Source organism: Streptomyces sp. NPDC126510, from assembly GCF_040302345.1.
Lineage (GTDB): Bacteria > Actinomycetota > Actinomycetes > Streptomycetales > Streptomycetaceae > Streptomyces.
Genome location: NZ_JBEORR010000039.1, coordinates 65598 through 79729 on the forward strand (window position 1 = coordinate 65598; position 14132 = coordinate 79729).

General features: G+C 72.7%; 15 protein-coding genes. 12 read left to right on the plus strand and 3 right to left on the minus strand.

The window, feature by feature from the left end; genetic code table 11:
* The first annotated feature begins 92 nt into the window (after positions 1 to 92).
* The 4 genes from ABTX60_RS37075 (at position 93) to ABTX60_RS37090 (ending at position 3601) form a co-directional block, all read left to right on the plus strand.
* Positions 93 to 1025 (plus strand): Rieske (2Fe-2S) protein, encoded by a 933-nt coding sequence (locus ABTX60_RS37075; protein WP_352101406.1) that lies wholly within the window; start codon positions 93 to 95, stop codon positions 1023 to 1025.
* Positions 1003 to 1551, plus strand: a complete 549-nt coding sequence (locus ABTX60_RS37080) for a DUF1360 domain-containing protein (RefSeq protein ID WP_352101385.1) — start codon at positions 1003 to 1005, stop codon at positions 1549 to 1551. Before ABTX60_RS37075 ends, ABTX60_RS37080 begins: the two co-directional genes overlap by 23 nt.
* A gap of 128 nt (positions 1552 to 1679) precedes the next feature.
* Positions 1680 to 3179 carry an APC family permease gene (locus tag ABTX60_RS37085; RefSeq protein WP_352101386.1) on the plus strand — a complete coding sequence of 500 codons (1500 nt, stop codon included), beginning with the start codon at positions 1680 to 1682 and terminating at the stop codon, positions 3177 to 3179.
* 2 nt (positions 3180 to 3181) lie between these two features.
* Positions 3182 to 3601, plus strand: a complete 420-nt coding sequence (locus ABTX60_RS37090) for a universal stress protein (RefSeq protein WP_352101387.1) — start codon at positions 3182 to 3184, stop codon at positions 3599 to 3601.
* Positions 3602 to 3651: 50 nt separating this feature from the next.
* Here ABTX60_RS37090 and ABTX60_RS37095 read toward each other — a convergent pair whose 3' ends face one another.
* A complete protein-coding gene (locus tag ABTX60_RS37095) occupies positions 3652 to 4023 on the minus strand; it encodes a (2Fe-2S) ferredoxin domain-containing protein (RefSeq protein WP_352101388.1) in 372 nt (123 codons plus the stop codon).
* A gap of 62 nt (positions 4024 to 4085) precedes the next feature.
* The gene (locus ABTX60_RS37100) at positions 4086 to 5621 is read right to left on the minus strand and encodes an IucA/IucC family protein (protein ID WP_502992470.1); all 1536 of its coding nucleotides are present in this window, start codon (positions 5619 to 5621) and stop codon (positions 4086 to 4088) included.
* Between the two features lie 101 nt (positions 5622 to 5722).
* On the opposite strand from ABTX60_RS37100, the gene ABTX60_RS37105 reads away from it, so the two are divergent.
* Genes ABTX60_RS37105 through ABTX60_RS37115 form a run of 3 tightly spaced genes read left to right on the plus strand, consistent with a single transcriptional unit; the run spans position 5723 to position 9317 of the window.
* A complete protein-coding gene (locus ABTX60_RS37105; protein WP_352101389.1) occupies positions 5723 to 7216 on the plus strand; it encodes an IucA/IucC family protein in 1494 nt (497 codons plus the stop codon).
* 44 nt (positions 7217 to 7260) lie between these two features.
* Complete coding sequence (locus ABTX60_RS37110; protein WP_352101390.1) at positions 7261 to 8526, plus strand: VWA domain-containing protein; 1266 nt, start codon at positions 7261 to 7263, stop codon at positions 8524 to 8526.
* Entirely contained in the window at positions 8526 to 9317 is a 792-nt protein-coding gene (locus ABTX60_RS37115; protein ID WP_352101391.1) for a hypothetical protein, read from the plus strand. Before ABTX60_RS37110 ends, ABTX60_RS37115 begins: the two co-directional genes overlap by 1 nt.
* Before the next feature lie 66 nt (positions 9318 to 9383).
* Here ABTX60_RS37115 and ABTX60_RS37120 read toward each other — a convergent pair whose 3' ends face one another.
* Positions 9384 to 10010 (minus strand): winged helix-turn-helix transcriptional regulator, encoded by a 627-nt coding sequence (locus ABTX60_RS37120; RefSeq protein WP_352101392.1) that lies wholly within the window; start codon positions 10008 to 10010, stop codon positions 9384 to 9386.
* A gap of 86 nt (positions 10011 to 10096) precedes the next feature.
* On the opposite strand from ABTX60_RS37120, the gene ABTX60_RS37125 reads away from it, so the two are divergent.
* The 5 genes from ABTX60_RS37125 to ABTX60_RS37145 all read left to right on the plus strand — a co-directional run bounded on the left by ABTX60_RS37125 (position 10097) and on the right by ABTX60_RS37145 (position 14041).
* A complete protein-coding gene (locus ABTX60_RS37125) occupies positions 10097 to 11305 on the plus strand; it encodes a pyridoxal phosphate-dependent aminotransferase (RefSeq protein WP_352101393.1) in 1209 nt (402 codons plus the stop codon).
* 140 nt (positions 11306 to 11445) lie between these two features.
* Positions 11446 to 12009, plus strand: a complete 564-nt coding sequence (locus ABTX60_RS37130) for a DUF2243 domain-containing protein (protein WP_352101394.1) — start codon at positions 11446 to 11448, stop codon at positions 12007 to 12009.
* Positions 12009 to 12857, plus strand: coding sequence for a cytochrome c oxidase assembly protein (locus ABTX60_RS37135; protein ID WP_352101395.1), 849 nt, complete (start codon positions 12009 to 12011; stop codon positions 12855 to 12857). Before ABTX60_RS37130 ends, ABTX60_RS37135 begins: the two co-directional genes overlap by 1 nt.
* 60 nt (positions 12858 to 12917) lie before the next feature.
* Complete coding sequence (locus ABTX60_RS37140; RefSeq protein ID WP_352101396.1) at positions 12918 to 13553, plus strand: hypothetical protein; 636 nt, start codon at positions 12918 to 12920, stop codon at positions 13551 to 13553.
* A gap of 65 nt (positions 13554 to 13618) precedes the next feature.
* On the plus strand, positions 13619 to 14041 hold the full coding sequence (locus ABTX60_RS37145; RefSeq protein ID WP_352101397.1) for an acyl-CoA thioesterase: 423 nt from the start codon (positions 13619 to 13621) through the stop codon (positions 14039 to 14041).
* Positions 14042 to 14132 lie beyond the last annotated feature (91 nt).

The following is a 14132-nucleotide window of genomic DNA, read 5'->3' on the forward strand; positions in this document are numbered from 1 at the left end:
ATGACCAGGAACGCCGCAGCACGGCGCTCCGTTTGCCGCCGGTGACGGTGGGGACCCGGCGGGGCATGAGCGCAACCTCATCTCGCCGGCTGATGCGGCAGAACCGGGTTTTGTGGCTACTGGATCGCCTGGAGCGCGAGACCAGGGCCGATGCGGTGATAGAGACGCTCCGCAAGGGTGTGCGGGCGCTGCCCCTGGGGCGCGGCCGGGACGTGTTGCACGGCAGGTGGTTGGGGCACCCGGTGCATCCGCTGCTGGTGCAGGTGCCGATCGGGAGCTGGCTGTCGGCGGCGGTCCTGGACCTGCGTCCCGGCCGTTCGCGGGAGTCGCGGCTGCTGGTCGGGGTCGGTCTGGGCGCCGCCGCTCCCGCGGCCCTGGCCGGCTGGGTGGACTGGGCGGAACTGCACCGCCGGCAACAGCGCGTCGGGCTGGTGCACGCGCTGTCCAACACGGCGGCAGTCGGCCTGTACGCCGCCTCGCTCGCCTGCCGCGTCAAGGGGCGCGAGGGGGCCGGCCGGGCGTACGGCTTCCTCGGGCTGACCGCGGTCGGGATCGGCGGCATGCTGGGCGGTCACCTGGCCTACCGGCAGGCCTCCGGCGCGAACCACGCCGAGGAGGTCCCGAACGTCGTCTCCCAGGGCTGGCACCGGATCGGGGCCGTGGCCGAGTTCCCGGCCGGTGAGGCGGTGCGGCGCAGCGTGGACGACGTGCCGGTGCTGGTGGTACGCGAGACCGGTGGGGCGATCCATGCGCTCGCCGAGCGGTGCAGCCACCTCGCGGGGCCGCTGTCCGAGGGCACCGTCGCCGACGGATGTGTGCGGTGCCCGTGGCACGGCAGCGTCTTCCGGCTCTCCGACGGCTGGAACGTGCGGGGACCGGCCACCGCACCCCAGCCCTCCTTCGAGACGCGGGTCGCCGACGGCCATGTCGAGGTGCGGCTGCGTCATCAGAACGGCGGGGAGCCGGCCGGGCAGGCAAACGGAATTCGATCGGGGGCTGCCCATGGGCACGGCGACAGGGACTGACAGCCGACTGGCGAGCCGGCTGTACGGAGCGCTCCGGCGCACCAGCCGGGACTACGCGGCGGGGCACGACCGGCCACTGGGCGGCTATGCCGCTGCCATGGCGGGATTCACGGCGTTCACGGCGGCGTGGACCACGGTGGTACGACGCCGCGGGCGCCCGCTGCCGGAGCGGCCCGAGCCGTGGGACGTGGTCCTGACCTCGGTGGCCACCTTCCGGCTCAGCCGGCTGCTCACCAAGGCGTCGGTGACCAGTCCGCTGCGGGCCCCGTTCACCCGGTACGTCGGGCCGCAGGGGCCCGCCGAGCTGCACGAGGAGGCACAGCCCGAGCAGGGCAGGCACACGGTCGGCGAGCTCGCGACCTGCCCGTTCTGCATGAGCGTCTGGGTCGCCTCGGCGCTGACCGCCGGCCAGTTGCTCTGGCCGCGCGCGACCCGCACGGCCATGGGCACGCTCACCGCCCTGGCCGGGGCGGACACGCTGCAGCTCGCGTACGGCGCGCTGGTGGACAGGACGACCGGCGACTGACCCCGGCCGCCCCGCCCCATGGGGCACCGGCCTGATGACGCGACATGGAGCCCTAAAAGAACATAAATAGCTAGAAGCCCTCGAAAGTACCTGTTGTATGGACGCACACACAACGGGAGCGAGGGAGCATGGCCAAGGACATCAAGGACCCGGGCCCGCCCTCCGAGGCGAGTCTGAAGCCTGACGCCATCGGGTTCGTCGACGCGCTGGTCATCGGGCTCAACGCGACCTCCCCCGCGTACTCCGTGGCGGCGGTGATCGGTCCCGTCGTGGCGCTGGTCGGCATCTACGCCCCCGGCGTGATGCTCGCGTCGTTCGTGCCCATGCTGCTGATCGCCTCGGCGTTCTACTACCTCAACAAGGTCGATCAGGACTGCGGCACGACGTTCTCCTGGGTCACCCGGGCCATGGGGCCGTGGGCGGGCTGGCTCGGCGGCTGGGCCATCACCATGACCGGCGTGCTGGTCGTCGGGTCGCTCGCGGACGTGGCCGTGACGTTCTTCCTGCTCGCGGTCGGCCTGGACAGCTGGGCCGACGACGATGTGGTCCGTCAGGTGCTGACGGTGCTGCTCATCGTGGTGATGACGGCCGTCTGCGTGATCGGCACCGAGCTGTCGGCCAAGGTGCAGAACGTCCTCATCCTGGCGCAGGTCGCCTGTCTGCTCGCCTTCGCCGTGGTGGCGCTCTACCGCGTCTGGGCCGGCACCGGCACGCTCGACTCCGTCGACCCGGAGTTCAGCTGGCTCGACCCGTTCGGAGCCGGCGGAGCGTCACTGACCGCGTCCCTGCTGCTCGGCGTGTTCATCTACTGGGGGTGGGAGTCGGCGGTCAACCTCACCGAGGAGGTCGAGGACTCGGCCACCGCCCCCGGCAAGGCGGCCGTCTGGTCGACGGTGTTGCTGCTGGTGACCTATGTGGCGGTCGCCTTCGCGGTCGTGGCCTACGCCGGTACGGACTACCTCGCCGAGAACGCGGCGGAGGAGGAGTTCATCTTCGCGCTGCTCGCCGAGGAGGCGATGGGCGACTGGGACTGGGTGGTGCTGCTGGCGGTGTCGACGTCCGCGCTCGCCTCCACGCAGACGACGATCATCCCGGCCTCGCGCACGGGGCTGTCCATGGCACGCCGGTACGCGCTGCCCGCCCACTTCGGCCGCATCCACCCCCGCTTCCGCACCCCCGACGTGAGCACCTGGTGGGTCGCGGGCATCGCGATCGTCTGGTACCTCGTCCTCTTCCACATCAGCGAGAACGCGCTCTTCGACTCCCTCACCGCCCTGTCCCTGCTGATCGCGTTCTACTACGCGCTCACGGGTCTCGCCTGCGCGGTGTACTACCGCCGCCAACTGACCCGCAGCGCCCGCACCTTCTTCCTCATCGGCCTCGGGCCGCTGATCGGCGCGGGACTGCTGGCATGGCTGCTGGTGGAATCCGTGGCGGACATGTCCGACCCCGACAACTCCTACAGCGGCGTCTCGTGGTTCGGGATCGGTCCGCCGCTCGTCATCGGCATCGGCATCCTCGTCGCGGGCGTGGTCCTCATGGTCGTGTGGCGGCTGATGGCACCCGCCTTCTGGTCGGAACACCCGAGCGTGGTCGACCCGGCCCTCGTCGACGGCGAGGAGTCCTGACGATGTCGGTGGTCCTCGGCTACGACGAGTCCCCGGGCGCCCGGAGCGCACTGCGCGTCGCCATCGAGGTGGCGACCGCGTACGAAGAACCCCTGGTGATCGTCTACGGCGTCGCCGCCCCCGGCGTCACGGGCGAGGAGTACGGCGCCCATCACGAGGCCGTCCGCGAGGCCGGCAGCACCGCGCTCGCCCACGCGGTCCGGGTGGCCGACGAGGCCGGGGTGCCGACGTCGGTGGAGCTCGTCGACGAGCGGCCCGCGCAGGCGCTGATCGAGGCGGCGGCCCGGCACGGCGCCCGGGTGATCGTGGTGGGCACATGGGGCGAGAGCCCGGTGCGGGGCGCGCTGCTGGGCTCGACCCCGCACAAGCTGCTGCACCTGTCCGGCGTGCCGGTGCTCTGCGTGCCCGCGACGGAGCCCTGACGCTCCCGTCACGCCGGCCGTGTCATGCGGCCCGTGTCACGAGCCCTGCTTCAGGAACTGCCGGCGGCGCGTTTCGTGTGCGGGCTGAAGACGTAGAGGTCGAGGATCTGGGGAACCGGCGCGACGCCGGGGCCGCCCGCCCGCACCCAGGAGACTAGGTCCTCGGTGGCGGCCGGGTCGTTGACCAGTCCGAGCCACACCGGACGGCCCCCGGCGGCCCGGCCCGCCGCCGACGGCTGGACGACGACCACGTTGGCCTGGTCGCAGACGTCGAGGCAGTCGGAGACGCGTACCGGTGCCGCCTCGCGCAGGCGGTCGGTCTGGGCGGCGTGATCGATGCCTCTGATCTTGCGCGTGCCGCAGCAGCAGTCCCGGCAGACGACGATGCGGCACGGAAGCCCTGCGTTCGGCGTCGCGGACATGCCGCTCCCTCCCTCTCTGCGTGTGGCGATGATCATGTCACGCGGGTGCCGGGCCCGGCGGGTCAGGTCCCTTCTTCGAGCGGGTTGGGCAGGGGCCGGTAGCGGGCGTCGGCGCCGTCCGCGCCGGTCCAGCGCAGCAGCAGGTTGGTCTTCGCGGGAAGGGTCGGTGAGGTGAGCAGGGCGGGGATCTCGGGGAGGTCGTGACGGGCGAGTTCGCGGCGGGCGGCGGGCCAGGGGTCGAACCCGGGGTGCCGTTCGGTGAGGGCGCCGGCGATCTCGATGAGGTGATTGACGACCAGGCAGTACACGAGCCGCTCCCAGCCGGCCCGCCGCGTCACGTCCGGCAGCAGCTTCACGCCCTCGGCGTCCCGGTACAGCGCCTGCACCGGCAGCCCGTCGGCGTCCACGGCGACCAGCGTGTTCTGCAGGTGCGCCTCGATGACGACACCGTGCTCGGCGAAGGCCGTCAGCGCCGGGGGCACGACCTGCGCCAGGTACGCCGCCCACCAGACCGCGGGGTCGGTGGCGCGGTCGAGCGGGCTGCCGTCGAAGCCCTCGACGAGAGCGGCGGCGAGCACCGGGACCGTGCCGGGCAGCAGGCGTCCGGCGAAACCGTCGCGGACGAGGACGGCCAGGGCCTCGAAGGCGAAGTCGGCGGTGCGGTAGCCGCGGTCGCCGAGCCAGGCCGAGGGCCCCTCGAACGTCTCGAAGGCGGCGCACACGGCCGCGTCCGTCCTGCGCAGGGCGAGCAGGTCGTGGCGCCACAGGCGGCGGATGTCGTTGGTGATGCGCACGTCCAGGCTGAACTTGAGGAAGAGGTCACGCTCGGGCGTGTAGAGCGTGCGGATCGCGGCCGTGGGCCAGGCGTCGGAGGCGGTCGTGCCGAGCCGGATGAGCCTGCCGTCCGCGAAGGCTCCGGCGAGCTCCCGCGCGGCCAGTTCGAGCTGCCAGGGGTGGGCCGGGAGCAGCCGGTACCCGGGCGGGGCCGTGCCGAGGCCGTCGAGGGCGGAGGTGTCGCCCTCCTCGACGACGGTGTCCTCGCGAAGCCCCAGCAGGGCGATCGGGAAGCGGGCGTGGGCCTCGGGCGCGTACGGCAGCCAGCGGGACGTGGGGCCGCCGCCGCGCGCCTTGGGGGCCGGGTGGTGGGTGTGGCCGGTCAGGAGGGACTGCTCGGAGCGCAGGTAGGGGTCGTCGGGCGGGGTGGCCCGGGCCCGGGCGGCGAGCAGGGCGGCCACGGCGTCGCGGCTGTCGAGCATCTCGGCGGGCAGTTCGTGGTCGGAGAGCCCGGTGTGCCGGCGCAGTTCCTCGGCGACGAGCTTGACCAGCTCGGTGTGGCCGACGCGGTGCCAGGCGCCCGCGACCTCGATCTCCGGCTCGGCGGGCCGCCGCGTTCCGCGCACCCGCAGCAGCCGGTCCGAGCCGGGAAGCCGGTGGACACGACGGTCGCCCTCCCGGCGCACCGGCCGGGCGACCTCCCGCAGCAGGCAGTTCAGCAGGGGCACGGCGGCGTACGCGTCGGCGAGGGCTCCGGTGGCCGGGTCGTCACCTGGGGCCGAGTCGTCGTCGGCGGGCGGGGGCATGAGGTCCACGCGTTCCACTCGTCCCTATGGTCCTTCCAGCGTTCCGGGCGGAGATGATCAGTATGTCGGTCGTCGCCATTCCGCTGTGACGCCCCTATTCGTACCCGAGGAGCCCGCCCGTGCACCGTCCCCCCACCGCCGAGGCCGAGGTCGCCGACGAGTTGTCCGTCGTTCGGCCCGGGCTCCTGCCGCGGTACGAGGCCGAACTGCCCGGCGCCCGGGCGGCCGTGCTGTCCCGGCTGTGGCGCGGCCTCGCCCACGAGCCGCTGCCCTGGGTCGCCGGCCGGGAGCAGGCCCGGGACGGTCTGACGCTGTCCCTGTCCGACGGCCGCCGGCTGCACGGCCCCCGGCCGGATCCGTACGCGACCGGCGCGTACGTCACCGTCGTACGGCTGGACGAGACGGCGTACGCGGATCCGGCGCGGCTGATGACCGACCTCGCCGTACCGCACTCCGCTTCCCTCGCCGCCGAGCTCGGCCACAGCGTCGCCTCGTTGGCGCTGTCGCGGGCGGGCCAGGAGGGTGACCGGGCGGACTGGCCGGAGAGCGACTGGGAATGGGAGCAGCGGATCGTCGACGGGCACCCGTTCCATCCGACGTGCCGGTCCCGGCCCGGCTTCTCGGTGGCCGAGCAGTTGGCCTACGGGCCCGAGCACCGGCCGGTCGTGGAGCTGGGGCTGGTGCCGGTGCGGGCGGAGGAGTGCCTGGTGACGGGCGTGTGGCCGGACGAACTGCGGGTCGGGGGGCGGGTGGTGCTGCCGGTGCATCCGTGGCAGGCGGCGCATGTGCTGAAGCGGACGTGCGAGGAGCGGCGCCCGGCGCATCCGCTGATGTCCCTGCGGACACTGGCCCTGCCCGGCGGGCCGCAGGTGAAGACCTCGCTGAGCGCCCGGCTGACGTCCTCGGTGCGGGACATCTCCCTGCCCTCGGTGGCCGCGTCCGCGATGCTGTCGGACTTCGCCGCGACGCCGGCGGAACGCACGGACGGTCTGCTGCACGTCACCCGCACGCTGGGGGCGGCGGCGGCCGGCTCCCCGGACTTCGCGGCCGTCCTGCGGGAGTCGCCGCAGACGTACGCGGGCAGCGGTGAACGGGTCCTGCCGGTGGCGGCACTCGCGACCACCGGCCTCCCCCGCTCCCCCGCCTGGCTGGCCGGTTTCGCGCGGCTCACGCTCACGGTCGGGCTGCGGCTGCTGGAGCTGGGCGTGGCCCTGGAGGCGCACGGCCAGAACCTCCTGGTGGTCCTCTCGGCGGCGGGCGACCCGCTGCGGCTGGTCTATCGCGATCTGGCCGACATCCGGGTCAGCCCGGCCCGCCTGGCCCGGCACGGCATCGAGATGCCCGAGCTGCCCGCCCGGATGGTCACGGACGACGAACGCGCGCTCCGGCGCAAGCTGTTCGGCTCGCTCGTGGCGGGCGCGCTGGCCGGCACGGCCGGATCGGGCCAGGCGCTCGGCGCGGCGCTGGAGACGGCCGTGCGGGACCTGCCGCGCACCCCGGATCTCGCGGCCCTGTGCGCCGATCCGCTGCCCACGAAGGCGCTGACGCTGATGCGGCTCTCGCCGCGGACGCCCGGGGACCAGTGGGCGGAACTGCCCAACCCCTTGCGGTGAGCCCGTTTTTGGAACCGGACCGGGGTGATCAATAGGATCCGGCGATGATCACAAGAACACGGCTGGCGGCAGGGGTCTGTGCCCTGCTCGCCGCGCTGACGGCCGGGCTCGCCTTCCCGGCCGGAGCGGCCGCCGGCGAACCCACGGGCCAGGACGCCCCCAAGGTCGACCTCGTCCTCGATGTGAGCGGCTCGATGAGGGCCAGGGACATCGACGGCCAGTCGCGGATGGCCGCCGCGAAGCAGGCGTTCAACGAGGTACTCGACGCGACGCCCGAGGAGGTCGAACTCGGCATCCGCACCCTGGGCGCGAACTACCCCGGGGACGACCGCAAGACGGGCTGCAAGGACACCGCACAGCTCTATCCGGTCGGCCCGCTCGACCGCACCGAGGCCAAGACGGCCGTCGCCACCCTCACCCCGACGGGCTGGACGCCGATCGGCCCGGCCCTGCTGAAGGCCGCGGGTGACCTGGACGGCGGCGACGGCTCCAAGCGCATCGTGCTGATCAGCGACGGCGAGGACACCTGCGCCCCGCTGGACCCGTGCGAGGTGGCCCGCGAGATCGCGGCCAAGGGCATCGGCCTGACCATCGACACCCTGGGACTGGTGCCGACCGCCAAGCTGAGCCGGCAGCTGAGCTGCATCGCCGAGGCGACCGGCGGCACCTACACCTCGGTCGAGCACCAGGACGAACTCACCGACCGGGTCAACCAGTTGGTGGACCGGGCGGCCGACCCGGTGGTGACGCCGGTGGCGACCGAGGGCGCCGACCGCTGTGCCGGGGCGCCGACGCTGAAGTCGGGCCTGTACACCGACCGGGAGGAGTCCGGGCAGCAGCGCTGGTACCGGGTGGACGTTCCGCCGGGCAAGGAGCTGCGTGCCTCGGTGAGCGTCGCGGCGGACCGGGCGGTGAACCCCGGCTACGGCGTGCTGATGCGGGCCGTGACCTCGAAGGGCCGCGAGATCGTGCGCGGCGAGGCGGCGGGCAACGGCCGTACGGACGTGATCTCGACGGGTCTGCGCTACCCGAAGGCCGAGAGCGACGACGAGGACGCGCCCGCCGAGGCGGTCTGCCTCGGCGTCTCGCACTCCTTCTCGGCGGCCTCCGGCGTGAAGACCACGCCCGGTCTGCCGTTGGAGCTGACCGTGGACGTCGTGGACGCCCCGGACCAGGCGGGCGATGTGGCCGCCTTCGGCCTCGGGCGCGGCTGGTGGCTGCTCGGCGTGCTGATCCTCACCGGCTTCCTCGCCGGTCTCGTCTGGGGCTGGCTGTCGCGCTGGCGGGTCGCGGTCTGGAGGACCAACTGATGCGAGTGGTACGAGCGTTGAGCGCGGCATTGCTGACTCTCGGGGTGGCGGCCGGCCCGGCCGCGGCCGACGCCTCGCCGAGCCCGTCGCCGGACGGGACATCGGCCCCGACGCAGGCCGGTACGTCGTTCCGTACGGCGACGGAGATCGAGCAGGGGCAGCGGGCCACGGCGAGCGGTTCCACGGGTGACTACCTGTACTGGTCGTTCCCCGCCGACATCGGACAGCGACCGACGGTCCGGGCGACGGTGAAGCTGCCGGAGACCCACGCCTCCCAGACCTGGCAGATCGACGTCTACGACGGTCTGCGCCGCCGCCAGGCCTGCCAGTACGGGGCACAGACGCGCACCGCGGGGGCGGACACGTCCTCCGTGGAACTGGCCTGTGTGCTGCGCACAGTCCGGGCCTGGTCGGAGCCGTGGGCGAACGATCCGCTGCCGGGCACCTACTACGTCCGGCTGACGGCCACCGGCGTCGCCACGGCCGACCTCGGCCTCCCCGTGGGCAGTGAGATACAGGTGGACTCCAAGGACATCGGCGGGTCCGCGGCGGTGGACGGCTCGCTCGCCGAGCCGCTGGTGCCGGGTATCGCCTCGAAGCCCGAGGAGGAGCGGGAGGACACGGCGGTGCTGGCCGGTCTCGAACCCGAGGACGGCTGGACGTCGGGCTGGTGGTCGGACCGGTGGGTGTGGACCGCGGTCGGCGGGATCCTGGCCGCGCTGGCGGGTGTCGGCGGGTACGCGCTGACGCGCGGGACGGGCCGGCCGTCCCGGGTGCCGCCGGGCGCCTGACCGGGCCTCACCCGACCGATCTCCACTGTCCGCTTCACAGAAGGCCCGCTGCCCGCGGGCCTTCTGTCATGCCTCGCGCAGCGCTTTGGCGAGCGCGCCATCGCCGCTCACCTCGACCCGCCCCTCGCGCACGGCCCGGGCGAGGCTCAACTCCCCGCCTCCGATGGCCGTGCAGGTGCCGGTGTCCAGGACCAGCCGGGCATCCGGTTCCCCGGGGGCCGGCCCGTCGCCGTACACGGGCCCGTCCTCCGCACCGGCGTACAGATGGAACAGGCCTTCCTCCAGGCGGACTTCGACGAGCCCCTCGCCGTCCAGCAGGCGCAGCAGGGGCAGCGCGAACCAGTGCGCCCGGACCGCGTCCGTCGCCCGGCGCTCCCCGAGCTCGGCCTGCCCCCACTCCCCCAGAGCCTGCAACACGGGCAGCAACCGCCTTCCACGCAGGGTCAGTTCATAGACGTAGGCCGCACCGGGCGGCGGCAGCCGGCGCCGGGTGGCGAGGCCGTCGCGCTCCATGTCCTTCAGCCGCGAGGCGAGTACGTCGGTACTGACGCCGGGCAGGTCCGCGTGCAGGTCGGTGTAGCGGCGCGGGCCGGCGAGGAGCTCCCGGACGATCAGCAAGGTCCAGCGGTCGCCGACGACATCGAGCGCGCGGGCGGCGGAACAGTACTGGTCGTAGCTTCGGCGAGGTGGCATGCGACGCAGTCTAGACAACTTGTTGGACTTTCCAAGCGCGTACTTGGTAAAACCAAGCAACACGATCGGCAGAGGAGAAGCGGCGCATGGAGTTCCGGCAGTCGAGCAAGCTCAGCGAGGTCTGTTACGAGATCCGCGGCCCGGTCATCGAGCACGCCAACGCGCTGGAGGAGGCGGGGCACAGCGTGCTGCGCCTCAACACCGGCAATCCGGCGCTCTTCGGGTTCGAGGCGCCGGACGAGATCCTCCAGGACATGATCCGGATGCTGCCGCAGGCGCACGGCTACACCGACTCGCGCGGCATCCTCTCCGCCCGACGGGCCGTGGCCCAGCGCTACCAGACGCTCGGCCTGCAGGTCGGCGTCGATGACGTCTTCCTCGGCAACGGCGTCTCGGAACTGGTGTCGATGGCCGTCCAGGCGCTCATCGAGGACGGCGACGAGATTCTCATCCCCGCCCCGGACTTCCCCCTCTGGACAGCGGTGACGACCCTCGCGGGCGGCAAGGCGGTCCACTACCTGTGCGACGAGCAGGCCGACTGGTACCCCGACCTCGACGACATGGCCTCGAAGATCACCGACCGCACCAAGGCGGTCGTGATCATCAACCCGAACAACCCCACCGGCGCGGTCTACCCCAAGGAGATCGTCGAGGGCATCCTGGACCTCGCCCGGCGGCACGGCCTCATGGTCTTCGCCGACGAGATCTACGACCAGATCCTCTACGACGACGCCGTGCACCACTCGGCCGCCGCGCTCGCCCCCGACCTGGTGGTCCTCACCTTCTGCGGGCTGTCCAAGACCTATCGCGTGGCGGGCTTCCGCTCCGGCTGGCTGGTGGTCACCGGACCGCGCCAGCACGCGAAGGACTACCTGGAGGGCCTCACCATGCTGGCCTCCATGCGGCTGTGCGCCAACGCGCCCGCGCAGTACGCCATCCAGGCCGCCCTCGGCGGCCGGCAGTCCATCCGCGAGCTCACCACACCGGGCGGGCGGCTGCTGGAGCAGCGGGACGTCGCCTGGCGGATGCTCAACGAGATCCCGGGCGTGACGTGCGTGAAGCCGAAGGGCGCGCTGTACGCCTTCCCGCGCCTGGACCCCAAGGTGCACAGGATCCACGACGACGAGCGGTTCGTGCTGGACCTGCTGCTGCGGGAGAAGATCCAGGTGGTCCAGGGCACGGGCTTCAACTGGCCCTCACCGGACCACTTCCGCATCCTGACCCTGCCGCACGCGGACGACCTGGAGGCGGCGATCGGCCGGATCGGGCGGTTCCTCGGCGGGTACCGCCAGTAGGGGCTGGGCGTTTCCCGGACATGCGGGGGACGGCCGGAAAGGGTCTTTGAGCCGGATGGAGGCCCAGCGCAGGGCGTGAGCGCCGCGCAGAAGGGAACGTCGTCTTCGGTCCTTCCCCCAGGCAGGAGCGGAGACGAGTGATGGCCACCACGCAAGGTGCAGCCCGGGTCGGCACCGCACGACCGGCGGACCTCCGGTTGCCGGGCATCGTGCTCGGGGTCGGGATGGGCGGGTTCGCCGACGGCATCCTGCTGCACCAGCTGCTGCAGTGGCACCACATGCTCTCCAGCACCAACCAGGACCGCATCGGGGTGAAGTACTACAACCCCCACACCGTCTCCGGTCTGCAGATGAACACCCTGTGGGACGGCGTCTTCCACACCGTGTGCTGGCTCTCGGTCCTGCTCGGGCTGGCCGTGCTGTACGCGCGGGTCACCCACGACCGGCGGCGGGTGTGGACCTCCCGGGTGCTGTGGGGCTGGATGCTCGTCGGCTGGGGCCTGTTCAACCTCATGGAAGGCGTGCTGGACCACCACATCCTCGGTATCCACCACGTCCACGCCGGGGAGGACCGGCTCTGGTGGGACATCGGCTTCCTCGTCCTGGGCGCCCTGCTGGTCGCCGGCGGCCACCTGCTCCAGCGCGGCGGCCGGTTCTTCGACCCCGGTGAGCCCACCGACCGCCGTGAAGGCCGGCAGGGCTGATGGGCCACCACCCGCACGGGCACGGGCACAATGCGGGCAGCGGCACCCCGGACTGGCTGCCGCCCGCGCTCCTGCTGCTCGCCGCAGCCGGCGCCTACCTGCTGCTCGTCCGCCGGGCGCGGCACCGGAATCCGGCTCTCGGCTGGAGCCGGTGGCGGACCGGCTTCTTCCTGGGCGGGATCCTCCTGCTCGGCGTCGCGCTGCTGCCGCCCGTGGCCCCCTTCGCCCACGAGGACTTCCGCGGGCACATGGCCCAGCACCTCCTCATCGGCATGTACGCGCCGCTCGCCTGGGTCCTGGCCGCCCCCGTCACGCTGCTGCTGCGCACCCTGCCCGTGTCCCGGGCCCGACGGCTGACCGCGTTGCTGCACAGCCTGCCCGCCCGCGTGATCACCCACCCGGCGGCCGCGCTGCTGGTCTCCACGGGCAGCCTCCTGGTGCTGTACTTCACCCCCCTGTACAACGCGACCACGACCGGCCCGGCCGCGCACTGGCTGCTGCACGCGCACTTCCTGCTCTCCGGATGCCTGTTCGCCCACGCCATCGCCGGCCCCGACCCGGCCCCCGCCCGGCCGGGTGTCAGGACCCGGCTGGTCCACCTCGGCGTCGCGATCGCGGCGCACGCCGTGATCTCCCAGCTGATGTACGGCGGCATCCTGGTCGACATCCGTGCGCCGATCGACCAGGTGCAGGGCGGCGCGGAAGTCATGTACTACGGCGGCGACCTGGCCGAGCTGCTGCTGGCCGCCGCACTGGTCGCCACGTGGCGGCCCGAGCCCCGGCGTGCGAGGAGCCGTGGTGCGTGGCGGGGAGTGGTCCCGGCCCGGAATGTCAGTGGCGGGTCGTAGCCTTCGAGCAGGTGGGGCCTGAAGCCCCGGGACCCGTCCGAGGCCGGAGAGGAGCACGCCGTGACCCGACCGCCGACCGTCGCACAGCGGCGTGTCATCGATACCGCCGACCCCGTCACCGGGCGGCTCCGGGGCACGGAGTCGCAGCTCACGGCACTGGTGAAGCGGGGCCTCGCCTTCCGCCACCCCCGGCCGCCGCACGACCACTTTCTGACGCCGGAGGGCCACCGGGTGCGGCAGGGCATCACACAGGTCCCCGAGACGGCCGGCTCGACGGAAGGCCCCGCGTCGACGGGCGTGTTCGCCGCACGCGTCGGCGGCGAGGATGCCGCTCGGGACACCGGGCCCGCCCGGCGCCGTGAGGTGCACAGCGCCTGGCAGGGGCTGCTGGAGCTGCGCCGGATGACCAACCCGGGCGGGGACGTGGACCGGCCGTGCGGGTGGGAGCGTACGCATCTGGTGCGGGCCGCGGCGCTGGCCCTGGAGGCGGCCGGGCACGCTCCGGCGGCTCGGGAGGGCGGGGGCTATCGCGTACGGGAGACGCCGCAGCCGGAGGCCGTCGCCGTCCACGAGCCGGACGGCCAGGCGCTGCGGGCCTGCGCGGCCACCCTGGAGGGGGCAGGCTGGCAGGTGAGCGAGCACCGCGAGCCGCGCACCGGGAACCGGTATCTGCTGGCTTCGCCGCGCCGGGCGTGATGAGCATGCCAAGATCGGTGGATCGTTGCGCAGTGCACGAGAGTCCGGTGCGAGAAGGGAAAGCCGTGAGCGAGCCGTTTTCCGTCCCTGTGACCGTCCGTGGATACGAGACGGACGTGCAGGGGCACCTCAACCAGGCGGTCTACCTGAACTACGCGGAACACGCCCGCTGGTCGTTGCTCCAGGCCGCGGGCATCAGCCAGTCCGCCCTCATCGGCAGCGGCGTGGGCCCGGTCGCCCTGGAGACGACCATTCGCTACAAACGCGAGCTGCTCGCGGGCGACGAGGTCGAGGTGACCTGCGCCTTCGAGTGGGGCGGCGGCAAGACGTTCCGGATCGAGCAGACCGTCCTGAAGACCGACGGCACGGTGGCCGCGGAGATCACGGCGGTCGGCGGGATCCTGGACCTGGAGCAGCGCAGGCTGGTCGCCGATCCCGCGGAGGTCTTCAGGAAGCTGGCGACGGACCCCGGGCTGTTCGGGCTTTAAAGAGCGTTTTGTCCCAGCGGGGTTGTTTCGTTCGAGGTTCAGGTGTCGCGCCAGTTCGGGGTGGATTCGCGGGTGAGTCGTCGGCTTATGA

Bases quoted from the DNA above. Each gene is read 5' to 3' on its own strand.
- ABTX60_RS37115 (WP_352101391.1), top strand. From the start codon at position 8,526: ATGCGAGTGGTACGAGCGTTGAGCGCGGCATTGCTGACTCTCGGGGTG.
- ABTX60_RS37130 (WP_352101394.1), top strand. From the start codon at position 11,446: ATGGCCACCACGCAAGGTGCAGCCCGGGTCGGCACCGCACGACCGGCG.
- ABTX60_RS37125 (WP_352101393.1), top strand. From the start codon at position 10,097: ATGGAGTTCCGGCAGTCGAGCAAGCTCAGCGAGGTCTGTTACGAGATC.
- ABTX60_RS37090 (WP_352101387.1), top strand. From the start codon at position 3,182: ATGTCGGTGGTCCTCGGCTACGACGAGTCCCCGGGCGCCCGGAGCGCA.
- ABTX60_RS37080 (WP_352101385.1), top strand. From the start codon at position 1,003: ATGGGCACGGCGACAGGGACTGACAGCCGACTGGCGAGCCGGCTGTAC.
- ABTX60_RS37085 (WP_352101386.1), top strand. From the start codon at position 1,680: ATGGCCAAGGACATCAAGGACCCGGGCCCGCCCTCCGAGGCGAGTCTG.
- ABTX60_RS37095 (WP_352101388.1), bottom strand. From the start codon at position 4,023: ATGTCCGCGACGCCGAACGCAGGGCTTCCGTGCCGCATCGTCGTCTGC.
- ABTX60_RS37135 (WP_352101395.1), top strand. From the start codon at position 12,009: ATGGGCCACCACCCGCACGGGCACGGGCACAATGCGGGCAGCGGCACC.
- ABTX60_RS37075 (WP_352101406.1), top strand. From the start codon at position 93: ATGCGGCAGAACCGGGTTTTGTGGCTACTGGATCGCCTGGAGCGCGAG.
- ABTX60_RS37110 (WP_352101390.1), top strand. From the start codon at position 7,261: ATGATCACAAGAACACGGCTGGCGGCAGGGGTCTGTGCCCTGCTCGCC.
- ABTX60_RS37120 (WP_352101392.1), bottom strand. From the start codon at position 10,010: ATGCCACCTCGCCGAAGCTACGACCAGTACTGTTCCGCCGCCCGCGCG.